This window comes from Bradyrhizobium sp. 132, from assembly GCF_023074185.1.
Taxonomy (GTDB): Bacteria; Pseudomonadota; Alphaproteobacteria; order Rhizobiales; family Xanthobacteraceae; genus Bradyrhizobium.
Genome location: NZ_JADPKY010000030.1, coordinates 104,295 through 128,006, shown reverse-complemented (window position 1 = coordinate 128,006; position 23,712 = coordinate 104,295). Strand labels below are relative to the sequence as shown.

Here is a 23,712-nt window from a genome sequence, read left to right as displayed (position 1 = left end):
GCTCGCCCGGCAAGGGTGCCAATAGAACGATTCTGGACTGCTGTTTTCGCCTTGTTTTGGTGGGGACACGTGAAGTTCTGCCGCCGCGGGGGGGCCGCGGGCGCTAGCAGGCTGTTCTGGGGACCTTGGGGCCCTCTGGAGCGGTTCCGCCGGCAGAATAAGAAGAAAGGGTTGGAATCGTGACGACAGCGTCTTCGGCGGACCATCCGACACGCCGTGATTTCTTATTCGTTGCAACGGGGGCAGCTGCAGCAGTAGGGGGCGCAGCCGCGCTCTGGCCCTTCGTCTCCCAGATGAATCCTGATGCGTCGACCATCGCCGCCGGTGCGCCGATCGAGGTCGATCTCAGTCCGGTCGCCGAGGGGCAGGACATCAAGGTGTTCTGGCGCGGCAAGCCGATCTATATCAGCCACCGCACCAAGAAACAGATCGACGAGGCGCGCGCCGTCAATGTGGCGAGCCTGCCCGATCCGCAGTCCGACGAGGCCCGGGTCAAGTCCGGCCACGACCAGTGGCTGGTTGTGATCGGCATCTGCACCCATCTCGGCTGCATCCCGATCGCACATGAAGGCAATTACGACGGGTTCTTCTGCCCCTGCCATGGTTCGCAGTACGATTCGTCCGGCCGCATCCGCCAGGGGCCCGCGCCCGCGAACCTGCCCGTGCCGCCGTACCAGTTCGTTTCCGACACCAAAATCCAGATCGGCTGAGCTTCGGACCCGCGTCCGAAGCTTCGCGCCGTCTCGTCGTTATATTTCCTCAGGATCGCATCATGAGCGGACCATCCGACTACCAGCCGAGCAATCCGGCCCTGCAATGGATCGAGCGACGTCTGCCGATCATGGGTCTCGTCCACTCGTCCTTCGTTATCTATCCCACCCCGCGCAACCTGAACTACTGGTGGACCTTCGGCGCCATCCTCTCCTTCATGCTTGGGATCCAGATCCTGACCGGCGTGATCCTGGCGATGCACTACACGCCGCATGCCGATCTCGCCTTCAAGTCGGTCGAGCTATTGGTCCGTGACGTCAATTACGGCTGGCTGCTGCGCAACATGCACGCCGTCGGCGCCTCCATGTTCTTCGTCGCTGTCTACGTCCACATGCTGCGCGGCCTCTATTACGGCTCCTACAAGGAGCCGCGCGAAGTGCTCTGGATCCTCGGCGTCATCATCTACCTCCTGATGATGGCGACCGGTTTCATGGGCTACGTGCTCCCCTGGGGCCAGATGAGCTTCTGGGGCGCCACCGTCATCACCAATCTGTTCTCCGCCATTCCCTATGTCGGCGAGAGCATCGTGACGCTGCTGTGGGGCGGCTATTCGGTCGGTAACCCGACGCTGAACCGCTTCTTCTCGCTGCACTATCTGCTGCCGTTCCTGATCGCGGGCGTCGTCGTGCTCCACGTCTGGGCGCTGCACGTCGCCGGCCAGAACAATCCTGACGGCGTTGAGCCGAAGACGGAAAAGGACACGGTTCCGTTCACGCCGCACGCCACCATCAAGGACGGCTTCGGCGTCGCCTGCTTCATGCTGCTCTACGCCTGGTTCATCTTCTACATGCCGAACTATCTCGGCGACGCCGACAACTACATTCCGGCGAACCCGGGCGTGACCCCACCGCACATCGTGCCGGAATGGTATTACCTGCCGTTCTACGCGATCCTGCGTTCGATCCCGAACAAGCTCGCGGGCGTGATCGGGATGTTCTCGGCGATCATCATCCTGTGCTTCCTGCCCTGGCTCGACGCCGCCAGGACGAAGTCGTCGAAGTACCGTCCGCTGGCCAAGCAGTTCTTCTGGATCTTCGTCGCGGTCTGCATCCTGCTCGGCTATCTCGGCGCGCAGCCGCCGGAAGGCATCTACGTGATCGCCGGCCGGGTCCTGACGTTCTGCTACTTCGCCTACTTCCTGATCGTGCTGCCGCTGCTCTCGCGCATCGAGACGCCGCGGCCGGTGCCGAATTCGATCGCAGAGGCGGTTCTTGCAAAGACCGGCAGCAAGTCGACGCCGATGGTGTCGACCGTGATCGCTCTTGCGCTGGTGGGCGCGTTGTTTGCGGGCTCAGTCGACAGCGCCCGCGCCGAGGAAGGCGGCACCAGGCCGCCGGGCAACAACTGGTCCTTCTCCGGCCCGTTCGGCACGTTCGACCGCGGCGCACTCCAGCGCGGCCTCAAGGTCTACAAGGAAGTCTGCGCCAATTGCCACGGCCTGTCCTTTATCGCCTTCCGCAATCTCGGAGATCCCGGCGGCCCCGGCTATTCGACCGCGCAGGTGGCAGCCTTCGCCTCCGACTACAAGGTCAAGGACGGTCCGAACGATCAGGGCGACATGTTCGAGCGCCCGGGCCGGCCGGCGGACTATTTCCCCTCGCCGTTTCCAAACGAGCAGGCCGCACGTGCGGCGAACGGCGGCGCCGCGCCGCCGGATCTGTCGTTAATCACGAAGGCGCGTTCCTATGGGCGCGGCTTCCCGATGTTCATCGTCGACTTCTTCAGCCAGTATCAGGAGCAGGGCCCAGACTACGTCTCGGCGGTGCTGCAGGGCTTTGAGGACAAGGCGCCTGAGGGTGTGACCATCCCGGAGGGCTCCTACTACAACAAGTACTTCCCGGGCCACGCCATCAAGATGCCGAAGCCGCTCAGCGACGGCCAGGTGACCTATGACGACGGCTCGCCGACGACCGTCGCGCAGTACGCCAAGGACGTCACCACGTTCCTGATGTGGACCGCCGAACCGCACATGGAAGCGCGCAAGCGCATGGGCTTTCAGGTCTTCATTTTCCTGATCATCTTCGCCGGCCTGATGTACTTCACCAAGAAGAAGGTCTGGGCCGACTCGCACTGAGCGGTTCAAGGCGAAACGAGAATTTAAGAAGCCCCCGCGAGGGGGCTTTTTTGTTGCACACGAGCGTGTGTTGTCAGGCGCGATTGCCTATCGCGCTCCCAGCGGCCAAAGTACCGCCAACCGCTCCCCAGAAACTCACCGGAGGACATCATGGGAACCGCCATCACCTTCAAGCGCCCGGACGGCAAGGACGGATCGGGCTATCTCGCCAACGCGGCGCGCGGCAACGCGCCGGGCGTGGTCGTGATCCAGGAATGGTGGGGCCTGTCGGACCAGATCAAGGGCCTGTGCGACCGCTTTGCGCTGGCCGGTTTCGACGCGCTCGCGCCCGATCTCTACAAGGGCAAGGTGGTGCCGTATCACGACACGGACGCCGCCGGCAAAGAGATGAACTCGCTGGATTTCATGGACGCCACCACGCAGACCGTGCGCGGCGCCACGCAATATCTGTCGCGCAACGGCGCCAAGGTGGGGCTGACAGGCTTCTGCCTCGGCGGCGCCGTGACCATCATCGGTGCGACCAAGATCCCGGAGCTTGCGGCCGGCGTGGTGTTCTACGGCATTCCGCCGGAGCAGGCGGCCAAGCCCGCCGACGTCAAGATTCCGCTCCAGGCTCATTTCGCCAACAAGGACGACTGGTGCACACCGCAACTGGTCGATGCCTTCGAAAACGGCATGAAGACCGCCGGCAAGTCGCTGGAGTTGTTCCGCTATGACGCCGAGCACGCCTTCGTCAACGAGCAGCGCCAGGCCGTGCACGACCGCGAAGCCGCCGAACTCGCCTGGGGCAGGGCGACGGAGTTTTTTAGGAAGCATCTGGGGTAGGCCGGGCGGCGGCCCGCCGCGATCAGCGCTATTGCCGCATCGCATTTGAAAATTGATCACTGCAATCATAGGCTGCAGCCGCATGGCATTCGCCATGCGACTGCAGGAGGGCACGATGATTGTGGATGGCCGCTTGACCATGGTTGTGGTGCCCAGCAAAGCGCTGGAAGCGGCCCGCAGCCCCGAGAAAGCCGACCATCTCACTGGCGCTGTGGTCGACTACGTCAACGAAATTCAGAGCGTCGGCGTCTACACGGCAGGTGAGCTGCCGGCCGTGGCCATACAGGCCTATCATGCCGACTACTATCTCTCTCAGGTCTACAACGGCGGTCACAGCCAGTTCATCGGCAACACAGGGCTCGCGATGCTTCCGACGACATCTGGTGATGCGCTCGCGGGACTGAAGGCCATGGGTGCGAGTGCGCAACACCAGATCTTGCAGGAGATGATCGCCTGGGTGGAGGCACATCCCGGCGAGGCTGCGCTGCAGACCGGATTCGAAAACCGCGCCGCGGCGCTCAGCGCGCTTGATAGGCGCTTCTTTGCGGCAGAACGGCAGCAACCAATGACCCAACTAGCGGCCCGATGGATCGCAAGCTGGCCCGAATTGCACGCCGTCGCGCAGGAGCAATATTCTTCCGAAATCGAGGGGCTTGCGCAGCTTAACCCACATCTGTCCCACCGCCTGATCTGGCGAAGCGTTCACCGCATCAGCTTTCAGATGACTGACAATCTGCAGCTCACGGTCGCCGCGGTGTGCGGAGCGGTGAAGCCTGACCCGGAGCTCAAGGTCATGGTGCTTCCAGGATTCGACACGGATGTGGAGGGGCAGCAATGCACTGCGTTCGGCGTAAGGACCAACAAGGGCTCGCGGCTATGCGTCTTTGACGAGGCGGGTGGACGACTTTATGAACTTGCCACGCGCCCTATGATAGTGGGCGCGCGGCTGTCGACTGTGGGGACTGACACGATCCAGAATTTCTTGAGAATTGCCGAGCAAAACTTTGCGGCCGAAGCGATCGACCTGCTGTTGCGGAAGTTAAGTCTGGGTCCCACCGCGGCGATCACGGCCTTGAGCGTGAGCGACGATCGAGCCAGTTGGTGTGTGGTCACAGGAGAGACCAGCGTTTTGGTCGAAACCTTTGGCGACCGCGCCCAGGTCATCGGATCTGACGGCGAGCTCGTGCTCACGGTAATGCGAGACGAAATCGAGCGTCATGCCGCAGACGCGGCCGTTGGGCGCGACAGCCTGAAAGACCGGCCATAACCCTCGTTGCGTTTGCGCCATTTTGCCGGTCGGGCCGGCCCAGCCGCTCTTGACGCCGTCCCCGCGCCATGATGAGTATCCGCCCATGAGCACCACCGTCCGCCCATCCCGTCTTTGGTGGCGCACCTCCTAAGAGGTGGCCGGTGCGATTTATTCTCCCAAAATCGTCTGAGGTCGCCCACGCAGTGCGGCGGCCTGATCGTTTGTCCTGTGTGGCGTTCCCTCGGCAAGTTTCGTAAGAGGACGACATGAACAGGACCGTCTTTGCCCTCCCGGCTCGAAGCGACTATGTGACCCGCGCGGGGCTTGCGATCACGCGCGTGGCCGAGCAGTTCACCGGCGGCGCCAACCGGCTCGACGATCTCGTCAACCTGCTCGACCGTCGCCGCGGCGTGGTGCTGTCCTCGGGCACGACCGTGCCCGGCCGCTACGAGAGTTTCGACCTCGGCTTCTCCGATCCGCCGCTCAAGCTCGAGACAACAGGTTTCAATTTCAATCTGGAAGCATTGAACGAGCGCGGGCAGGTGCTGATCGCCTTCGTCGCCGACGTCTTGCGCGAGCCCTGCGTCGTGATCTCCGAGAAGACGTCCACGCGCCTTGCCGGTCATATCGTCCGCGGCGAAGCCCCGATCGACGAAGACCAGCGCACGCGGCGTGCCAGCGTGATGTCGCTGGTGCGCGATCTCGTCGCCGCCTTCTCGGCCAATGACGACGGGTTGCTCGGCCTGTTCGGCGCCTTCGCCTACGACCTCGTCTTCCAGATCGAGGATCTCGTGCAGAAGCGCGCGCGCGAGAGCGATCAGCGCGACATCGTGCTCTACGTCCCGGACCGCCTGCTGGCCTATGACCGCGCCACCGGCCGCGGCGTCGTGCTCACTTACGATTTCGCGTGGAAGGGCAAGTCCACCGCGGGCCTGCCGCACGAGACCGCCGAGAGCCCGTACCTCAAGACGTCGCGCCAGGGTTTTGCGGATCACGCGCCCGGCGAATATCAGGCCACGGTGGAAACCGCGCGCGCGGCCTTCGCGCGCGGCGATCTCTTCGAAGCCGTACCTGGCCAGCTGTTCGCCGAGCCTTGCGACCGCTCGCCGGCGGAAGTGTTCCAGCGGCTCTGCGTCATCAATCCGTCGCCCTATGGCGCGCTGATGAATCTTGGCGAGGGCGAGTTTCTCGTTTCTGCCTCGCCCGAAATGTTCGTGCGCTCGGACGGACGCCGGGTCGAGACCTGCCCGATCTCGGGCACGATCGCGCGCGGCACCGACGCGATCGGCGACGCCGAGCAGATCCGCCAGCTCCTGAACTCGGAGAAGGACGAGTTCGAGCTCAACATGTGCACCGACGTCGATCGCAACGACAAGGCGCGCGTCTGCGTTCCCGGCACGATCAAGGTGCTGGCACGCCGGCAGATCGAGACCTACTCGAAGCTGTTTCACACCGTGGACCATGTCGAGGGCATGCTGCGCCCCGGCTTCGATGCGCTCGATGCGTTCCTCACCCACGCCTGGGCCGTCACCGTCACCGGCGCACCAAAGCTCTGGGCGATGCAGTTCGTCGAGGATCACGAGCGCTCGCCACGGCGCTGGTATGCCGGCGCCATCGGCGCGGTGAATTTCGACGGCAGTATCAACACCGGCCTCACCATCCGTACCATCCGGATGAAGGAAGGCCTCGCGGAGGTGCGTGTCGGGGCGACCTGTTTGTTCGACTCCGATCCCGCCGCCGAAGATCGCGAATGCCAGGTCAAGGCTGCCGCCTTGTTCCAGGCGCTGCGCGGCGATCCGCCGAAGCCGCTGTCGGCCTTTGCGCCCGATGCCACCGGTTCGGGCAAGCGGGTGCTGCTGATCGACCACGACGACAGCTTCGTCCATATGCTGGCCGACTATTTCCGCCAGGTCGGGGCTGACGTCACCGTGGTCCGCCATGTGCATGCGCTCGACATGCTCAGGCAGAAGAGGTGGGATTTGCTGGTGCTGTCGCCCGGCCCCGGCAGGCCTGAGGATTTCGGGATCAAGAAGACCATCGACGCGGCGCTGGACAACAAGCTGCCGGTGTTCGGCGTCTGCCTCGGCGTCCAGGCGATCGGCGAGTATTTCGGCGGCGAACTCGGGCAGCTCACGCATCCCGCCCACGGCCGGCCCTCGCGGGTGCAGGTCCGCGGCGGGAGGTTGATGCGCAATCTGCCGAACGAGATCGTTATCGGCCGCTATCACTCGCTTTATGTCGAGCGCGACAGCATGCCCGAAGTTCTCGATGTCACGGCCAGCACCGAGGACGGCGTGGCCATGGCGCTGGAGCACAAGACCCTGCCGGTCGCCGGCGTGCAATTCCATCCGGAATCGCTGATGTCGCTCAGCGGCGAGGTGGGATTACGAATTGTCGAGAATGCGTTCCGGCTGGAAGCGCGCGTTGATTGAGAGGCACCAATGAATTTCGACCACGATCTGAAGGCGAGCGTTCGCACCATCCCGGACTACCCAAAGCCGGGGATCATGTTCCGCGACATCACCACGCTGCTCGCAGATGCGCGCGCGTTCCGCCGTGCGGTTGACGAACTCGTCAATCCCTGGGCCGGCAACAAGATCGACAAGGTCGCCGGCATGGAGGCGCGCGGCTTCATCATCGGCGGCGCGGTGGCGCATCAGGTGTCCGCCGGGTTCGTGCCGATCCGCAAGAAAGGCAAGCTGCCACACACCACCGTGCGCATCGCTTACTCCCTCGAATACGGCATCGACGAGATGGAGATGCATGTCGACGCCATCCAGCCCGGCGAGCGCGTCATCCTGGTCGACGATCTCATTGCCACGGGCGGCACCGCGGAAGGCGCGGTGAAGCTGCTGCGGCAGATCGGCGCCAATGTGGTGGCCGCCTGCTTCATCATCGACCTGCCCGAGCTCGGCGGTGCCGCCAAGCTGCGCGCGATGGACGTGCCCGTGCGCACGCTGATGACGTTCGAGGGACACTGAACGGCAACGGCGCCGCTGGCGACGTTCAGATCGCCTCGGCCTTTAGCTCCGACAGCCAGTGCAGCATGCGCTCTTTGAGCAGCGCATTCCTGACATAGGCGCTCGCCTCGTCCTCCAGACGCTCGCATTCGCCAAATGTCAGGCCGGGCTCGCCATGCGTGGTCCACGCAGCCTGAAGGCTGCGGCAGGGGTGGCTGCCGTGGCGCAACGAGAACCAGATGCGGTTCTGGATTGTCTCGAGGTTCGGCGCCTGTCCGACCCATGTCTCGCCCGATGCCGCGCAGCGGACGACGTAGATGCCTGCGACGGTCTTCCGCTCCCTGTAGGCGGCGATGGCGGCTTTCCGGTCGATGGTCACTGTGAGGGGCCTTGCTGAGGGATGCTGGTGCGCAAACTCAGTAACGGCGGGTCCGCCGCAAGTCAATATTATCCGGGTAAAATATTCAGGACCGTTGCAGGATCAGGCTGAGCTCGAGCTCACGGAAGGCGAGGTAATTGCGCCGGGTCCACTGGTGCAGCTCGGTCGAGGCATCCTTCTCCTGGCGCAGATACCCGGTGAAGGAGAAGTTCAGCCGGCCGACATAGGTCTTCAGGAAGCCGGGCAGCGCGGGCAGGCGGAACACCCGCCCGGCAGCCATTGCGGCCGGCAGCTCGCCGCGCACGATGTGCTCGTTATCGACCGTGATCAGGTTCATCCGCGGGATCTGTTCGCGCAGCATTTCGTAGGCGCGGGCCGAGGCGCGGTCGGTGTCGGCGACGAACAGGATGATCGGCGCGACGTGGCGGCGCGCGGCCTCTTTCAACAGGCCGATCTCGTCGGCCATCTTGAAGAACTCGTCAAAGGCGTGGAAGCCGAGGTCGATCACCTTGGCAAGCCCGTCATCGACGATGACGCGATCCATCAGCTGCATCTTGCCATAGGTGTCGATCACGTCGGCGGTCTCCGTGATCTTTGGCAGATAGTCGAGCAGCGACGGCTCCTTCAGGTTGACGTCGAAGGCCGCGACGTTGCCGTTCTTGAGCAGCAAAAATTCGCTCAAAAGCCGCGCCAGCAAGGTCTTGCCGACCTGCGGGCGGGGCGAGCAGATGATGTAGAAGGGCGTTGCTGGCATCACGAACTATTATCTGAGCGAACTCACCGCCCAATCCAGCCGTATCCGCCCGGGGTCCGCAACTATTTTTCGCTGTTGCGGGCGGCGGGCTTGGAGCCGACGATGTCGGTCAGTCGGATCCGGTCGAATTCGCTCCAGACGTTCGCCAGCCAATGCCGGACATAGCCGCGGAGCACGAACGAATAGTTCGCGGCCTCGTCGTTGATGCCCTTGTTGGCGACGAATTTGAGGAACGGGACCGAGGACACCTCGACCTGCTCATAGGCCATTTCGTTGAGTTTTGGGATGGTCAGCTCGGTCGCATCCTTGATGCGGTGGAAGTATGAATTGTAGGTCGCCTGGTCCCATTGGAAGAACTGCGTGTCGTTGATGAAGTTCTTCACCAGGAAATACTTTGCGCCGGTCATGAAGCCGGCTGTCTCGGCGATCTCATCCAGTGAGGCGATCGAGGGTCCGAGGATGTGGAACACCGCGAAGGTGATCTGGCCGGCCTTGGCGGCGTCGAGGAAACCGATGTCGCGCAGCGAGGCCAGCGCCGGCGAGAGCAGGCCGGCGCGGACGTCGATCACGGTCACGGACGGGCTCGTCGCGTTGAGCGTATCGAAGATCTTCATCTGATCGGACGTCGTCGTCATGTCGACGATCTCGGTGATATCAGGGTGGAAGCGCTTCAGGGTTCCGCGCGGCGACTCGGTGTCGAAGGCGCGCGTCGGCACGTTGTTGGCGGAAAAATAATCGAGCAGGGTGCGCGACACCGTGGTCTTGCCGACCCCGCCCTTGTCCGCGCCCACCACAACCACTGCCGGCTTTGCCATTGCTGTCCCCTAACGCGCCCCCGATCGCGAGATCGCAATCGGCCGGGCCCCAAATCGATGTCCCAAGGATGTCCCGAGGATGTCCCAAGTCTGCTGTTGGGCGCGAACATGGCAGAAACAAGGGAGAATTCAATTCCTCGGCATGCAGTTACGGCAATTCCCGAGGTTTTTCCCAAACGCGACCAAACCTCCCGCGCGCCGCGTCAAATCACGCGTTTAACGGCGGCCCCAAGGACCCATTGGATTGCCCAAGGGATTGCCGCTTGCGGTTCCGGCAGGACTGGATGCGGGCACGGGCGGTGGACTGGCCGAGCCGCCTGCATCGTCCCAAGGACCCTGGCGTAGCGGCGGTGGCGTGCCTTGCCGGCCGGCTTGTGCTTCCGGTTCTTCCTCCTCATAGCCGGGTGGCGGCAGCGGACCGGGATCGTGGCCGCCGGCGAACTTGACCAGCGCGTCGACCCGGGACTGCACCGAGGGGTGAGTGGCAAACAGGTCTGCAAAGCCCTCGCGCGGATTGTCGACGCAGAGCTCCATCACCGCCGAGGTTGCGCCCGGCAGCTCGCCGCGGTTCTCGATCTTGCGGAGCGCCGAGATCATGGCGTCCGGGTTTTTTGTCAGCTCGACCGAGCCCGCATCGGCGAGATATTCGCGCGAGCGCGACAGCGCGAGCTTCACCACTTGCGACAACAGCCATGCCACCACGATCAGCACCACCGCGATGATGATGACCACCACCGCGCCGCCGCCGGAGCTCTTGCTGTCGCTCGACGACGAGGACGATCGCGATGACGAGGAGGAGCCTGACGACCACGAGCCGCCGCCGGAGCTCCAGCTGAAATTCGTGAACAGGCGGAAGAACAATTCGCCGAAGAAGCCGACTACACCGGCGATGATGACGGCGACCACCATGAGCTGCACGTCGCCGTTCTTGATGTGGGTCAGCTCGTGGCCCAGCACCGCCTCGATCTCCTTGTCGTTCAGTGCGTTGAGGAGACCGGTGGTGACGGTGATCGAATATTGCCTCGGGTTGAGGCCGGTCGCGAACGCGTTCAGCGCCGGGCTCTCCATGATCTTCAGCTTTGGCATCGTGATGCCGCGCGAGATGCAGAGGTTTTCGAGCAGATTATAGAGCCGCGGCTGTTCCTGCCGGGTGACGTCGTGGCCGCCGGTCACGGCATCGATCATCGACTGGTGGAAGAAATAGGCGATCACGATCCAGGCCGCTGCCACGACGGTTGCAACCGGCGCGGCGACTTTCAGGTCATAGAAGGCGCGGCTCAGATAATAGACGATGGTCTCATTGCCGTTGCTGACGACTTCGGCGATCAGCGCACCGGCATAGACCAGCACATAGACCAGCGCGAACAGGCCGGCGAGCAGCAGCATCGAACGAAACTTGTTCGAGGCGATGTGCGTGTAGAGACCATACGCGGCCATGACGCAATGCCCTGCCGGCCTATCGGCTCAACTCAGAACTTCACCTGCGGCGTGGCCTCGACCTCGGTGCGGCTGGCGCCGAGATCGAAGAAGTCCTTTTTGGTGAAGCCGAACATGCCGGCGAACAAGGCGGCGGGCATCTGCTGGATGCCGGTGTTGTATTCCTGGACCGCGCTGTTGAAGAAGCGCCGGCTGGCCGCGATCTTGTTCTCGAGGTCGGAGAGCTCGCTGGCGAGCTGCTGGAAATTGGCGTTGGCCTTGAGGTCGGGATAGGCCTCCGACAGCGCGATCAGCCGGCCGAGCGCGCCGGAGAGCTGGTTCTCGGCTGCGGACACCTGCGCCGGTCCCTGCGCCGACATCGCCGAATTGCGCGCCTTGACGACGTCGTCGAGCGTGCCGCGCTCATGCGATGCATAGCCCTTCACCGTCTCGACCAGGTTCGGGATCAGATCGTGGCGCTGCTTGAGCTGCACGTCGATGTCGGCAAAGGCCTGGCCGACGCGCTGGCCCAGCGCCACCAGACGGTTGTAGGCGCTGAAGGCGAACAGCACGAGGACGACGATGACGCCGAGAACGATCCAGCCGGTCGACATGGAGAACTCCTGAAGGGAATTAAGGCTGGCGCAGCCTAGACCAAATTAGCGCCCGGCGAGAGCCCGCCGCGGAGAGAAGGTAAGACTTGGTCGGATCTGGAACCATCCGAGTTCAAGCCAAAAGCGCCGGACGAGGTTAACTTTCGGACATGACGGCGTCACCCCAGCGCCAGCGCCGGGCGCTTGCATAGGCGGCCTTGTCGCGGCGGGGGATCCTGGCAAGTTCAACACTCTGCTCGGTGCAAAGCTTGGCCGTGATCTCGGCCTTGCCGACATCCGGCGGCGCCAGCACGCGCGCGGCGCGTGCAGCGGGCGGCGTACGGGTCAGCGCCACGTAGATGAAGCGTTCGTCCTCGAACGGCACGTCGGCGCCCTTGATCTGGCGGTGCGCCTGGGAGCGCGGCAGGCGCTGGGAGAAATGGCACCAGTCCGGCGCCATGAGCGGACAGGGCTTTTCGTGGGGGCAGGGCGCGGCGACATAGGCGCCCGCCGTGATCAGTTGCTGGCGCAAAGCGAGGATGCGCGCGTAGCCGGCGGGCGTGCCGGGTTCGATCACGACCAATGCGTGGCGCGCTTTCGCCCACATCGTTTCCGCGAGCTTGTGTTGATCGCCGTCACGGAGCTCGCCGATGACGTAGCTCGCAACCACGAGATCGGCTTGCGAGACCTCGGCGAGGTTCGCGCCGGCATCGCCCGGCAGATAGCGGCACTGCGCAAGTCGCGAGCTATCACGCGCCAGTTCAAGCGCCAGCCTGCTCAGCGCGCCGTTGGCGTCGAGCAGGGTGAAATCCTGCAGCGAGGAGAACGCCTCTGCGGCGGCCCAGCTCGCGGTGCCCGGGCCTGCGCCGACGTCGAGCAACGTTTCCGGAGCGAGGTCCGGTGCGATCTCGGTCAGCGCATTCAGACTTGCCGCCACAGCCGCGTAGGTCGCGGGCATGCGCGCGAGCGCGTAGGCGAGCGCATCGGCATCCGACTTGATGGTGCCGGAGCCGCCGCCTGCGCGATAGGTGGTCGAGATTTGCGACGATCGTCGCGCCGCATCGGTGCGCGAAAAGCCCTGGAGCTTGCCGTCGAGGGCCGCTTTCAGTTCCGCCGGGAGGTTGGGTGAGATCATCATTCGTGGCCATCATCTGCCCGAGTGCGCAATTGCGCACAAGGCGGATGATGACGTCAATGGGTGCGGCTCGTCCGTAGCCTCACGCAACGTTCTGGTCGAGAATGTCCACTGCCTCTTGCAGATTCACAGACACCAGTTGCGAGACGCCGCGCTCGGCCATGGTGACGCCGAACAGGCGGTTCATCCGCGCCATCGTGATCGGGTTGTGGGTGATGATGATGAAGCGCGTGTCGGTCGAGCTGGTCATCTCGTGCAACAGGTTGCAATAGCGCTCGACGTTGTGGTCGTCGAGCGGCGCGTCGACTTCGTCCAGCACGCAGATCGGCGAGGGGTTGGTGAGGAACACCGCGAAGATCAGCGCCATCGCGGTCAGCGCCTGCTCACCGCCCGAGAGCAGCGACAGCGTCTGCGGCTTCTTGCCCGGCGGCTTGGCGATGATTTCGAGGCCGGCTTCCAGCGGGTCGTCGCTCTCGATCAGATGCAGCGCGGCCTCGCCGCCACCGAACAGCTCGACGAACAGGCGCTTGAAGTGGCTGTTGACGACCTCGAACGAGGTCAGGAGCCGCTCGCGCGCCTCCTTGTTGAGGCTCTGGATGCCCTGGCGCAGCCGCTTGATGGCTTCGACGAGGTCGTCGCGCTCGGTGACCAGACCGTTGTGCTGGGTCTCGACCTCGCGCAGCTCTTCCTCGGCGCGCAGGTTGACCGCGCCCAGACGCTCGCGATCGCGGCGCATTTTTTCGAGGTCTTCCTCGATGTCGTGCAGCGGCGGCAGCTCCGCGCCGGGCTCGATCTCGGCAAGGCCGGCTACGGCCTGCGGCTCGACTTCCAGCATGTCGCGGATTTCGCGCTCGATGTCCTCGAGCCGGCGCCGCGCGCCTTCCATGCGCTCCTCGGCGCGGGCCGTGGCCTCGCGGGAGCTGGACAGCGCTTCGAGCGTCAGCTTCGCGGCGCGATCGGTTTCGGCCATCGCGGTTTCCGCGCTGGCGAGCGCGTCGGCGGCCATGCGGCGGTCGTTTTCGGCATATTCGATCTCGGTGATCAGCGCGCTGCGCTTCTCCGCGAACACGGCCGGTGCGTTCTCGAGGTCGCTGCGCTCGATGGTGACTTCGGAGATACGGGCCTGGATGGTGTCGATGTGGGAGGCCGCGCTCTCCTTGCGGTTCTGCCACTCGGTGCGTTCGGCGAGGATCGCCTGCACGCGGCGGTCGGCAAGCTCGGCCTCGCGCGCCAGCGCCTGCGCCTCGGCACGGACCTGGGCGGCCATGCGGCGATGGCCTTCGATGTCGCTGCGGACGGCGGCGAGACGGGTTTCGGTGTCCTCGCTCGACGGCAGCTCGGAGATTCCGGCTTCGGCGTATTCGTAGGCGGCTTCGGCCTCGGCGCGGTCGGCGGCGAGACGGCTGTGCGCTTCCGACAACGTCGCCTTGCGCGCGGCGTGGCGATTGATCTCGCGCTCGGTGGTGGCGTGGCGCTCGCGCGCGACGTTGAGCTCGCGCTGCGCGGCGCGCCAGGCTTCGCGGCTTGCGCCTTCGGTGCTGGCGGCCATCTGCAGCTCGGACTCGGCGTCTTCCAGCGCCTGACGCTTGATCTGCGCGTCGATGCGGGCCTGCTCCAGATCGTTCTCGATGTCGACGAGGCGGGCGCGCTCGGCAAGGCGCCGCGCGGCGCCGGTCGGCGCGTGGGCCGCGGCAACAAAACCGTCCCAGCGCCAGACGTCGCCTTCGGGCGAGACCAGCCGCTGGCCGGTCTTGAGCTGCGAGACCAGCTCGGCGCCGCGCTCGCGCGGAACCACGCCGATCTGCGCCAGGCGGCGGGCCAGCTCGGCCGGTGCCTGCACGTGGCTGGCGAGCGGCACAACGCCCTCGGGCAACTCCGGATCGCCCTCGGTGACACCGGCATTGGTCCAGCGCATCGGCGCGGACGGATCGACCGGGGCGTCGAGATCGTCGCCGAGGGCTGCGCCGATCGCCTTTTCAAAACCCTTGTCGACGGTGATGCCGTCGATGATCGGCGGCCACAGATTTTTGGTCTCGCCGTTGAGGATCTTGGAGATCGTGCGCGCTTCGGTATCGAGCCGCTGCACGCGCTTGTCGGCTTCGACGAGCGGCGAGCGCGAGGATTCCAGCGTCTGCCGCGCGGCGACGTGGGCGGCTTCGCTGTCCTGAGCGGCGGCTTCCGAGGCCGCAAGCGTCTGCTCGGCGTTCTCGACCGTTGCGGTCAACTCGTCGAGATCGCCGAAGCCGCCGGTCTCCGCAGTGAGCTTCTGCTCTTCCGCCGCGACGTTCGAAATCTCCTGGTCGAGCCGGGCGAGCTTGTCGCGGTGGGTGCGAACGTTGGCTTCGAGCTGATGGCGCTTGGCGGTGAGGTCGGCGAGCGCGGTGGTGAGCTCGGCGAACTGGTGCTCGGTTTCGGTCAGCACCGCCTCGGCTTCGCCGACGCGCTCGTCGACGCCTGAGCGCTTCTCGACGCGCGACTTGATCTCTTCCTTCAGCTCGGAATCCTCGGCGTCGAGGCGCTGCAGCGCCACGTCGGCGTCCATGGTCTGCTGCTGGGCGCGCGAGATGTCGCCTTCGAATTGTGCGAGACGGCGCTCGAGCTCGGCGACGCGCTCCTTGGCGCGCTCTTCCTCGCGGTCGAGCAGCTCGCGGGCGTTGGTCAGGCGCTGCAGCCCGGCTGCCGCGCGCGCTTCGGCATCGCGCAGCGCCGGCATTTCGGCGGCGCGGATCGCCTGGATGCGGGCGGCCTCGGCCTGGTGCTGGGTACGCTCCGCCATCTCGCGGACCGCGAGATCGTGGATCTGGCCGGATTCGTTGACGTCGGCGTGGGCGCCGATCCAGCGCAAATGGAATAGGGTTGCCTCGGCCTTGCGGACCTTGGCCGCAACTTCGCGATAGCGCACGGCCTGGCGAGCCTGCTTCTTCAGGCCTTCCACTTGCCCTGCGAGCTGGCCGATCACGTCCTCGACGCGGGTGAGGTTGGTTTCGGCCGCCTTCAGCCGCAGCTCGGCCTCGTGGCGGCGGGCATGCAGGCCGGCGACGCCGGCGGCGTCTTCCAGCACGCGGCGGCGCTGCTCGGGCTTGGCCTGAATGATCTCGCCGATCTTGCCCTGGTGGACGAGGGCCGGCGAGCGCGCGCCGGTGGCGGCGTCGGCGAACAGAATCTGCACGTCGCGGGCGCGCACGTCGCGGCCGTTGATGCGGTAGACCGAACCGGCCTCGCGCTCGATGCGGCGGGAAATTTCCAGAAGCTGGCTGTCGTTCATCGCCGCCGGCGCGGTGCGATCGGCATTGTCGATCGTCATCGTCACTTCGGCGTGGTTGCGCGCAGGACGATTGCCGGAGCCGGCGAAGATCACCGCGTCCATGTCGGCAGCGCGCAGCGACTTATAGGAGGTCTCGCCCATCGCCCAGCGCAGCGCCTCGACGAGATTCGACTTGCCGCAGCCGTTGGGGCCGACCACGCCGGTCAGGCCGGGTTCGATGACGAAGTCGGTGGCCTCAACGAAGGACTTGAAGCCGTGAAGGCGCAGGCGGGTGATTTTCATAAGCACGCATCTCTGTTGGCAGGCGCGAATCCCCCTGCCGGGACACTACCATGGAAGGCAATGTCGCTATCCGGGCGAGTCGCGCGAGGCGCCTCATGCGGCTGGACAATGGCCGCGGTGTGCCGCGAGGGCAACCGGCCAAAGCCGCTTTTCCCAAGGGATTTATGCCGGGAAAGATACGGCCATCGAGATGCGAATCAGGCTTTGTATGCGAAGAATCAGCTCTTCAGCAGCGGATTGATCTTCTTGGCGAATTCCTCGAACGTGGTCTCGCCCTTGATCTTCTCACCGTTGATGAAGAAGGTCGGCGTCGAATCGACCTTCAGAACGTCGCTGGCGTATTTCTGGTCGGCGGCGATCTTGTCGAGCAGGGCCTGGTCCTTCAGGCAGGCCTCGACCTGCTGCTGGGTAAGGCCGGCCTGCTTGCCGATCCGCGTCAAGGTCTCCGTGGTGTTCTTCACCACCCAGTCGTTCTGCTGGCGGAACAGCATGTCGGTGACTGCGAAGTATTTCGGCGCGTCGCCATTGGCGATACAGCGCGACAGCATCGAGCCGGCGGCGGCTTTGATGTCGAGCGGGAACTCGCGGAAGATGTAACGCACCTTGCCGGTGTCGATGTATTCCGACTTGATCTTGGGGAACACCTGCTCGTTGAAGGCCGCGCAATGCGGGCAGGTCATCGAGGCGTATTCGGTGATGGTGACGGCGGCGTCCTTCGGGCCCAGCGCCATGTCGGGCAACGACACCGGCTTCGCCACATCGGTGGCAGCCTGCGCCATCGCTTCGGAGATGAACCGCAGCGGCGAGAACCCGGCGACCGCGGCAAGCCCGGTCAGCGACAGCATCGTGGTGAAGGCGCGGCGGGTGATGATCAAGGTCGGCTCCCGGATTGGCGTGGTCTCGCCCGAAATTCCCGTTTGGGCGGCCTGTCGCTAGCTTGAAACCTCGTTTGAGGCAATGGCGAGCGACAAGGACGGGTTCAGATTGGCAGCCGAATGAGGCTCAATTTCGCTTGATGGCGGCCCCGAGCCGGGCCAGCGCCGACTTGAGCTGTTCATCTTCGATGTCGCCCAGGCTCTCCGCCACCTTGGCCACGGATTTGGCGTCCGGCGGGGCGGGGCGTGCCGGCCGCCGGGCGCGCGAGAGCGGGGCCTGGCGGAAGGCCAGCTTGCCGACCGCGCTCCAGCCGAAGAAGCGGTTGACCCGCTCCAGGATCACGTCGGCGGAGTGCTGGATCTCCAGCGCGATCGGCCCCTCAACCCGCAGCACCAGCGTCGCCGGCTCCTGCGGCTGGCCCTCGACCGGGCGCGGCCACTGCATCTTCAGCGGCTCGGCATGGGCCGCGATCTCCGGCCCGGCAATCTGCGCCCACCGCGTCACCAGTTCGCGCGCGGCAAACCCCTGCTTGGCATAGGCCTCGGCAAAGACGTCGTTGAGCAGGACCGCGAGCGGCTTTGCGCTGATGGGACCGGGTTTGATAGGACGAAGCTTGGACATGCGCCCTTATAGCACTCCGGGGCGTGGCCCATAGGCTCCTCGCTGCGAAGAAAGACGTGGATGCCCGCGACGAGCGCGGTCATGGCGTGGAGAGATCGGCCTGACGCCGTTACAGTGAGAGCATGAGCCCAAAATCTGCCCTCAAGGCGAAATCGGAACCAGTTCAGCCGGAGGAGACCTCGTCGCGTCCGCTCGCGCTCCTTGCCTGGTACGACCGCCACCGGCGCCGATTGCCCTGGCGCGCCGCGCCCGGGGAGGCGTCCGACCCTTACCGTGTCTGGATGTCCGAGATCATGCTTCAGCAGACCACGGTGAAGGCGGTCGGGCCCTATTTCGAAAAGTTCGTCGCGCGCTGGCCTGATGTCACGGCGCTGGGGCGGGCCTCGCAGGACGACGTGCTGCGGATGTGGGCCGGGCTCGGCTATTACTCACGCGCGCGAAACCTTTATGCCTGCGCGGTTGCGGTGACGCGCGAGCATGGCGGCACCTTTCCCGGCACCGAAGAGGGCTTGCGCGCGCTGCCGGGCATCGGGCCTTACACGGCGGCCGCGATCGCGGCGATCGCCTTCGACCGCCGCACCATGCCGGTCGACGGCAATATCGAGCGGGTGGTGTCGCGGCTCTTTGCAGTTGAAGAAGAGCTCCCGCAGGCAAAACCGCTGATCCAGCAACTGGCGGCGACGCTGCTTGCCGATTCTCGCGCGGGAGACAGTGCACAGGCGCTGATGGACCTCGGCTCTTCGATCTGCACGCCGAAAAAGCCGGCTTGTTCGTTATGCCCCTTGAACGAGGACTGCACGGGGCGCGCGCTGGGAACGCAGGAAACGTTTCCGCGCAAGGCGCCAAAGAAGACCGGCGCGCTACGGCGCGGTGCGGCCTTCGTCGTCACGCGCGGCGACGAGCTTCTCGTCCGCAGCCGTCCCGAAAAGGGCCTGCTCGGCGGCATGACCGAGGTGCCGGGCTCGGCCTGGCTGGCCGGGCAGGACGATGCCAAGGCGAAGCAGCAGGCGCTGGAGCTGAAGGGGTTGTCGCGCTGGCAGCGCAAGGTCGGCGTGGTCACCCACGTCTTCACGCATTTTCCGCTGGAACTGGTGGTCTACACGGCCAGGGCCGAGGCCCGCACGCGCGCGCCCGAGGGGATGCGCTGGGTTCCGATTGCGACCTTGGCCGGCGAAGCGCTGCCCAATGTCATGCGCAAGGTGATTGCGCATGGATTGGGTCGCTAGGACCCATCCTGCTGACACCATGCTGTCAGCAACCCTGGGCTACTCACGCAGGGCAACGGAGGGTTCGCATGATCAAGACCGCGCTCGACAACTTCAAGAGGCCGCCCTGCGCCGAGCTGCTCGGATGGCGCCTGCTCGATGCTCGCCCGGAGGAAGGCTGGATCAAGCTCGCCTTCGACGGCAAGCCTGAGTTCTGCAATCCTGCCGGTTTCATCCAGGGCGGCATGCTCTCGGCCATGCTCGACGACACCATGGGCCCCGCCGTGCTGGTGATGAGCGAGGGCCGGCTCTACACCACCACCATCAGCATGACCGTGAATTTCCTGGCCCCCGCAAAGCCCGGGCCGATCATCGGCGAGGCCAAAGTGACCCAGCTCGGCAAGACGATCGCGTTCGTCGAGGCCAGGCTGACGGCGGAAGACGGCACGCTGCTGGCGACGGCGACCGCGAGCGAGCGGCTGCTGGAGGCGGCGAGGGTGGTGCGGCAAATAATCTAGCCGCGCGTGCGGTACCCCTTCTCCCCTTGCTTGCGGGAGAAGGTGGCGCAAACCGCCGGATGAGGGGTATCTCTCCGCGCGTTCAAATCGTGAGGGACGAACGCGTGGCGATAAACCCCTCACCCAAGTGAGTCTGCGTCGACCGGCATCGCTGCCCTCTCCCACAACGGGCGAGGGCACATCAATGTGCATCTCGCTTGAGCAAGAGTACTACGCTCCCACGCGTTTCGCACGCGCGCTGACGATCGGTGGCTTCGCATTCAGCGCCTCCACCTGAAACCCGGCGACGCGCTTGTAGTTGGCGGCAATATTCTCGAGCTCCTGCTGCGACAGCACGTCGGTGACGACCTTGTAGCCATCGGGCGCGCGCTCCTCGACGAGCTGCATCACCTGCTCGGGGCCGTTCTTGCGGTTGAGCAGGACCAGGTCGGTGGTCGCAGGCCTCCGCTCGGCCTCATAAGCCAGCAGCGCCGCCTGCGTCGGGCCGTGCGCCAGGATCTCGCGCGTGATGGTGCGGGCATCGAGAATCGCCTGCGAGGCGCCGTTGGAGCCGATCGGGTACATCGGATGCGCGGCGTCGCCCATCAGCGTGACCCGGCCAAAGGTCCATTGCGACACCGGATCGCGGTCGACCAACGGATATTCATAGGCATGCGGGCAGTTCTTGATCAGGCCGGGCACGTCGAGCCAGTCGAACTGCCAGCTCTCGAACCAGGGCAAGAACTCTTCCAGCCGCGCGGTGCGGTTATAGTCCTCGCGCCGCCATTGATAGGTCGGCGGCATGTGGCGCTCGGCAACCCAGTTGATCAAATGGTTGCCCGCCGCGTCCGGCTCTTTCGATATCGGATAGCAGACGAATTTCAGGATCTCATGTCCGGCCATGATCATGGTGCGGCCGGTAAGGAAGGCTTTTGCAGGCGTGACGCCGCGCCAGAGGATGCGGCCGTTCCAGATCGGGGGGCCCTCGTCGGGATAGAGTTTTTCTCGCGCGGCGGAATGGATGCCGTCGGCGGCGATCAGGATCGTGCCGTCGTAAGTCCCCGCGGCCTTGCCGGTTGCCTTGTCGATGAAATCGGCGCGCACGCCGTCAGCGGTTTCGCTCCAGCCGGTCAGATGATGGCTGGTCAGGATGTTGTCGCGTCCGAGGCGTTCGATCGCGGTGTCGAGCAGGAGCTGCTGGAGCGTGCCGCGATGGATCGAAAATTGCGGCCATTGATAACCGGCCTCAAGCCCGCGCGGCTCGCTCCAGATCGGCTTGCCGTGCCTGGAGAAATAGGCAAGCTCGCGGGTGCGCACGCCGCTGGCATCGAGCTTGTCCATCAGGCCGAGCTCGATCAGCTCGCGCACCGCATGCGGCAGCACGTTGATGCCGACGCCGAGCGGCCGCAGTTCGGCGACGCTCTCGAACACTTTCGTGGGAATGCCGATTCCGTGCAGGCTGAGCGCAAGCGTCAGCCCGCCGATGCCGCCACCGGCGATGAGTACGGTCATGAGAAAACCCCTCCAATTGGGGGGTCTTGGCACAGGCGGGCGCCGGTGGGCAACTGCGAAGAGCAAGAGCACTGAGAATGCCCTACTATGGACCTCGGGGCCAGCAGCCGTTAACTTCCGGCTTTCTCATGAGGTCCGACATGCTCAAGCTCTACTACGCCACCGGCACCTGCGCGCTCGCCACCTACATCACCCTGGAAGAGGCCGGTGCCGACTATTCGGCCGAGCGGCTGAGCTTCAAGACCAACCAGCAGACCAGCGCGGATTATCTCGCGATCAACCCGAAGGGCCGCGTGCCCGCGCTGGTGACCGATCGCGGCGTCCTGACCGAGACGCCGGCGATGCTGGCCTATCTTGCGCAGACCTTCCCCAAGGCGGAGCTCGCGCCACTGGACGATCCCTTCGACTTCGCCCAGGTGCAGTCGTTCAACTCCTACCTCTGCTCGACCGTGCACATCAACCATGCCCACAAGATGCGCGGCGCCCGCTGGGCGAGCGAAGAGAGCTCGTTCGCCGACATGAAGCAGATGATCCCGAAGACCATGGGCGCGTGCTTCTCCCTGATCGAGCAGAAGATGTACAAGGGGCCCTGGGTGATGGGCGAGCAGTACACGATCTGCGACCCCTATCTCTACACCCTGTCGACCTGGCTTGAAGGCGACAGCGTCGACATCAACGCAACGCCGAAGATCGCCGATCACTTCAAGCGCATGTCCGACCGTCCCGCCGTGCGCAAGGTGATGGACGCGCAGAAGGCGTAGGATCTTGTAGGGCGGGCAAAAGCGCAAAGCGCCGTGCCCATCAACTTCCACGCGACAGCAGAAGGGGTGGGCACGCTTCGCTTTGCCACCCTGTGGGACTGCGACGTTAGGAAGCCTTTCGCTTCTCCAATTCTCGTCCCGTCTCCAGCATCAATCGCCGCAACCAGATCGATCCCGGGTCCATCTGGGACCGCGTCGGGTAGAACATGAACTGCTCGTCGACGCCGGGGTCGAGCGGCGGCGTCACCGTGACGAGGCCGAACTGCTTCGACAGCGCCGCGATCAGCCGGCGCGGCACGAAGGCAACGAGGTCGGTGCGGGCAGTGACGTGCAGCGCTTCGAGATAACCCGGGACCACCAGTGAAATGTGCCGGTCGATGCCCTTGGTGCGCAGCCAGGTGTCGATCAGGTCCTCAGCGCTGCCGCGGATGATGACGCCGACATGGCGTGCGGCGAGGAACGTCTCGCGCCGCTTCAGCTTCACAGCCATGGGATGGCCGCGCCGCACTGCCAGCGCATCGCTGTCGGTGTAGAGCAGCTGCCGATGAAAGCCCTTGAACGCGTTGCCGATCGAGATCACGAGATCGATGGTGCGGGCGAACTCGGTGTTGAAGATCGCAGGTCCCCGCCACGGCACGATGTCGATGCGGACGTTGGGCGCAACGCGCGTCACCTTCTCCATCAACGGCGGCATCAGGAGCTCAACCGCGAGATCCGGCATCATCAGGCGGAATTGCCGTTCGCTGCGGCCGGCGTCGAAGTCGTCAGGCACGAACAGCCCGCGCACCTGGTCGAGCGCCTGCGCCAGCGGCGCGCGCAAGGCGTGCGCCCGTGGCGTCAGCTCCATCCGCGCGCCTGTGCGCACCAGGAGCGGATCGCCAAAGATGTCGCGCAGGCGCTGCAGCGCATGGCTCGCCGCCGGCTGCGAGAGTCCGATCCGCAAGGCGGCGCGGCTGACGCTGGCCTCGCGCAGCAGCGCGTCGAGCGCGGTCAGAAGGTTGAGGTCGAGCGAATTCAAATTCATGAGGCGAATAGATATCATATCCGCTATCGATTTGAAGAATTTAGAGCCGGCGGCGATGATCCCGGTGTTCTCACCAACGGAGATGCCGCCATGAGCGCAAATGCCAACAAAAAACTGATGCAGGATATTTTCGCGGCCGCCGCCAGTTCCGATCCGGTCGCGCGCGACCGCGCCTTGTTCACCGCAAGTCTTGCCGACGACGCCAGATGGGTCGTGACCGGCCAGTACTCCTGGTCGCGCACCTTCGCAGGGAAAGAGGCGATCCTCAACGATCTGCATGCCTATGTGCGGACCCGTCTGGTCGACCGGACACGGACCGTCGCCCACCGCTTCATTGCCGACGGCGACATCGTCGTCGTGGAGGCCAAGGGCGACAACGTCACGCCCGAGGGGGTGCGCTATGACAACGACTATTGTCTCGTGTTTCGTCTCGAGGACGGCAAGATCAAGGAGATCCGGGAATATTGCGACTCGGTGCTGACCGAGAAGGCACTCGGCCCGTTTCCGCAAACGGCCGTGAGCTGAGCGGGTCGAGCGGCGTCGCGTTCGGCGACCGCTGCCGTCCGCCCCGTCGGCGATGGTCGTGTCGGTCTGGCGCAGTCCGGATAAGCTGCAGCGGCCTGCACGCTGCTGCGGGCTTCGCGCCAAAACCGTGCTCAACCTGCCGATAAAATCAGCGATGTTGTGCCGTCTGACGC

The 23,712-nt window shown here is 64.9% G+C and carries 21 protein-coding genes; 10 read left to right on the top strand and 11 right to left on the bottom strand.

The window, feature by feature from the left end; all coding sequences use genetic code 11:
• Positions 1-179: 179 nt before the first annotated feature.
• From petA to IVA74_RS04750, 6 genes are all read left to right on the top strand, one after another.
• Complete coding sequence (petA, locus tag IVA74_RS04775; protein ID WP_247340393.1) at positions 180-710, top strand: ubiquinol-cytochrome c reductase iron-sulfur subunit; 531 nt, start codon at positions 180-182, stop codon at positions 708-710.
• 62 nt (positions 711-772) lie between these two features.
• Positions 773-2,845: a cytochrome b/c1 gene (gene fbcH / locus IVA74_RS04770; RefSeq protein WP_247340389.1), complete on the top strand. Its 2,073-nt coding sequence runs from the start codon at positions 773-775 to the stop codon at positions 2,843-2,845.
• A gap of 150 nt (positions 2,846-2,995) precedes the next feature.
• Positions 2,996-3,670: a dienelactone hydrolase family protein gene (locus IVA74_RS04765; RefSeq protein WP_247340388.1), complete on the top strand. Its 675-nt coding sequence runs from the start codon at positions 2,996-2,998 to the stop codon at positions 3,668-3,670.
• A gap of 82 nt (positions 3,671-3,752) precedes the next feature.
• Positions 3,753-4,937: a DUF4375 domain-containing protein gene (locus IVA74_RS04760; protein WP_247340387.1), complete on the top strand. Its 1,185-nt coding sequence runs from the start codon at positions 3,753-3,755 to the stop codon at positions 4,935-4,937.
• A gap of 248 nt (positions 4,938-5,185) precedes the next feature.
• Positions 5,186-7,351, top strand: coding sequence for an anthranilate synthase component I (locus tag IVA74_RS04755; protein ID WP_247340381.1), 2,166 nt, complete (start codon positions 5,186-5,188; stop codon positions 7,349-7,351).
• Between the two features lie 9 nt (positions 7,352-7,360).
• Positions 7,361-7,900: an adenine phosphoribosyltransferase gene (locus tag IVA74_RS04750; RefSeq protein ID WP_045005226.1), complete on the top strand. Its 540-nt coding sequence runs from the start codon at positions 7,361-7,363 to the stop codon at positions 7,898-7,900.
• A 25-nt stretch (positions 7,901-7,925) separates the two neighbouring features.
• On the opposite strand, the gene IVA74_RS04745 is transcribed toward IVA74_RS04750, so the two are convergent.
• The 9 genes from IVA74_RS04745 to IVA74_RS04705 all read right to left on the bottom strand — a co-directional run bounded on the left by IVA74_RS04745 (position 7,926) and on the right by IVA74_RS04705 (position 18,015).
• Positions 7,926-8,258, bottom strand: coding sequence for a GIY-YIG nuclease family protein (locus IVA74_RS04745; RefSeq protein ID WP_247340379.1), 333 nt, complete (start codon positions 8,256-8,258; stop codon positions 7,926-7,928).
• 85 nt (positions 8,259-8,343) lie between these two features.
• Complete coding sequence (locus tag IVA74_RS04740; protein ID WP_247340376.1) at positions 8,344-9,012, bottom strand: hypothetical protein; 669 nt, start codon at positions 9,010-9,012, stop codon at positions 8,344-8,346.
• A 62-nt stretch (positions 9,013-9,074) separates the two neighbouring features.
• A complete protein-coding gene (locus tag IVA74_RS04735) occupies positions 9,075-9,827 on the bottom strand; it encodes a hypothetical protein (protein ID WP_247340374.1) in 753 nt (250 codons plus the stop codon).
• 216 nt (positions 9,828-10,043) lie between these two features.
• A complete protein-coding gene (locus IVA74_RS04730) occupies positions 10,044-11,264 on the bottom strand; it encodes a M48 family metallopeptidase (protein WP_247340371.1) in 1,221 nt (406 codons plus the stop codon).
• A gap of 32 nt (positions 11,265-11,296) precedes the next feature.
• A complete protein-coding gene (locus tag IVA74_RS04725) occupies positions 11,297-11,857 on the bottom strand; it encodes a LemA family protein (RefSeq protein WP_247340369.1) in 561 nt (186 codons plus the stop codon).
• Between the two features lie 136 nt (positions 11,858-11,993).
• Complete coding sequence (locus tag IVA74_RS04720; protein WP_247340366.1) at positions 11,994-12,974, bottom strand: small ribosomal subunit Rsm22 family protein; 981 nt, start codon at positions 12,972-12,974, stop codon at positions 11,994-11,996.
• Between the two features lie 79 nt (positions 12,975-13,053).
• The gene (gene smc, locus IVA74_RS04715; protein ID WP_247340364.1) at positions 13,054-16,518 is read right to left on the bottom strand and encodes a chromosome segregation protein SMC; all 3,465 of its coding nucleotides are present in this window, start codon (positions 16,516-16,518) and stop codon (positions 13,054-13,056) included.
• 218 nt (positions 16,519-16,736) lie between these two features.
• Positions 16,737-17,393 (bottom strand): DsbA family protein, encoded by a 657-nt coding sequence (locus tag IVA74_RS04710; protein ID WP_247340362.1) that lies wholly within the window; start codon positions 17,391-17,393, stop codon positions 16,737-16,739.
• A gap of 127 nt (positions 17,394-17,520) precedes the next feature.
• Positions 17,521-18,015 (bottom strand): DciA family protein, encoded by a 495-nt coding sequence (locus IVA74_RS04705; protein WP_247340360.1) that lies wholly within the window; start codon positions 18,013-18,015, stop codon positions 17,521-17,523.
• Positions 18,016-18,137: 122 nt separating this feature from the next.
• Between IVA74_RS04705 and mutY the strand changes: the two genes are divergently transcribed.
• Positions 18,138-19,241, top strand: coding sequence for an A/G-specific adenine glycosylase (gene mutY, locus IVA74_RS04700; RefSeq protein WP_247340359.1), 1,104 nt, complete (start codon positions 18,138-18,140; stop codon positions 19,239-19,241).
• A gap of 68 nt (positions 19,242-19,309) precedes the next feature.
• Positions 19,310-19,738 carry a PaaI family thioesterase gene (locus IVA74_RS04695; RefSeq protein ID WP_247340358.1) on the top strand — a complete coding sequence of 143 codons (429 nt, stop codon included), beginning with the start codon at positions 19,310-19,312 and terminating at the stop codon, positions 19,736-19,738.
• Between the two features lie 210 nt (positions 19,739-19,948).
• Here IVA74_RS04695 and IVA74_RS04690 read toward each other — a convergent pair whose 3' ends face one another.
• Positions 19,949-21,229, bottom strand: coding sequence for a flavin-dependent oxidoreductase (locus tag IVA74_RS04690; protein ID WP_247340357.1), 1,281 nt, complete (start codon positions 21,227-21,229; stop codon positions 19,949-19,951).
• A gap of 140 nt (positions 21,230-21,369) precedes the next feature.
• On the opposite strand from IVA74_RS04690, the gene IVA74_RS04685 reads away from it, so the two are divergent.
• On the top strand, positions 21,370-21,990 hold the full coding sequence (locus IVA74_RS04685) for a glutathione S-transferase family protein (protein ID WP_247340356.1): 621 nt from the start codon (positions 21,370-21,372) through the stop codon (positions 21,988-21,990).
• Positions 21,991-22,096: 106 nt separating this feature from the next.
• On the opposite strand, the gene IVA74_RS04680 is transcribed toward IVA74_RS04685, so the two are convergent.
• Positions 22,097-23,014 (bottom strand): LysR family transcriptional regulator, encoded by a 918-nt coding sequence (locus tag IVA74_RS04680; RefSeq protein ID WP_247340355.1) that lies wholly within the window; start codon positions 23,012-23,014, stop codon positions 22,097-22,099.
• Positions 23,015-23,104: 90 nt separating this feature from the next.
• Between IVA74_RS04680 and IVA74_RS04675 the strand changes: the two genes are divergently transcribed.
• A complete protein-coding gene (locus IVA74_RS04675) occupies positions 23,105-23,539 on the top strand; it encodes a nuclear transport factor 2 family protein (protein WP_247340354.1) in 435 nt (144 codons plus the stop codon).
• Positions 23,540-23,712: the final 173 nt, after the last annotated feature.

Bases quoted from the DNA above. Each gene is read 5' to 3' on its own strand.
- fbcH (WP_247340389.1), top strand. From the start codon at position 773: ATGAGCGGACCATCCGACTACCAGCCGAGCAATCCGGCCCTGCAATGG.
- IVA74_RS04765 (WP_247340388.1), top strand. From the start codon at position 2,996: ATGGGAACCGCCATCACCTTCAAGCGCCCGGACGGCAAGGACGGATCG.
- IVA74_RS04760 (WP_247340387.1), top strand. From the start codon at position 3,753: ATGGCATTCGCCATGCGACTGCAGGAGGGCACGATGATTGTGGATGGC.
- IVA74_RS04755 (WP_247340381.1), top strand. From the start codon at position 5,186: ATGAACAGGACCGTCTTTGCCCTCCCGGCTCGAAGCGACTATGTGACC.
- IVA74_RS04750 (WP_045005226.1), top strand. From the start codon at position 7,361: ATGAATTTCGACCACGATCTGAAGGCGAGCGTTCGCACCATCCCGGAC.
- IVA74_RS04740 (WP_247340376.1), bottom strand. From the start codon at position 9,012: ATGCCAGCAACGCCCTTCTACATCATCTGCTCGCCCCGCCCGCAGGTC.
- IVA74_RS04735 (WP_247340374.1), bottom strand. From the start codon at position 9,827: ATGGCAAAGCCGGCAGTGGTTGTGGTGGGCGCGGACAAGGGCGGGGTC.
- IVA74_RS04730 (WP_247340371.1), bottom strand. From the start codon at position 11,264: ATGGCCGCGTATGGTCTCTACACGCACATCGCCTCGAACAAGTTTCGT.
- IVA74_RS04725 (WP_247340369.1), bottom strand. From the start codon at position 11,857: ATGTCGACCGGCTGGATCGTTCTCGGCGTCATCGTCGTCCTCGTGCTG.
- IVA74_RS04720 (WP_247340366.1), bottom strand. From the start codon at position 12,974: ATGATGATCTCACCCAACCTCCCGGCGGAACTGAAAGCGGCCCTCGAC.
- smc (WP_247340364.1), bottom strand. From the start codon at position 16,518: ATGAAAATCACCCGCCTGCGCCTTCACGGCTTCAAGTCCTTCGTTGAG.
- IVA74_RS04705 (WP_247340360.1), bottom strand. From the start codon at position 18,015: ATGTCCAAGCTTCGTCCTATCAAACCCGGTCCCATCAGCGCAAAGCCG.
- mutY (WP_247340359.1), top strand. From the start codon at position 18,138: ATGAGCCCAAAATCTGCCCTCAAGGCGAAATCGGAACCAGTTCAGCCG.
- IVA74_RS04695 (WP_247340358.1), top strand. From the start codon at position 19,310: ATGATCAAGACCGCGCTCGACAACTTCAAGAGGCCGCCCTGCGCCGAG.
- IVA74_RS04690 (WP_247340357.1), bottom strand. From the start codon at position 21,229: ATGACCGTACTCATCGCCGGTGGCGGCATCGGCGGGCTGACGCTTGCG.
- IVA74_RS04685 (WP_247340356.1), top strand. From the start codon at position 21,370: ATGCTCAAGCTCTACTACGCCACCGGCACCTGCGCGCTCGCCACCTAC.
- IVA74_RS04680 (WP_247340355.1), bottom strand. From the start codon at position 23,014: ATGAATTTGAATTCGCTCGACCTCAACCTTCTGACCGCGCTCGACGCG.
- IVA74_RS04675 (WP_247340354.1), top strand. From the start codon at position 23,105: ATGAGCGCAAATGCCAACAAAAAACTGATGCAGGATATTTTCGCGGCC.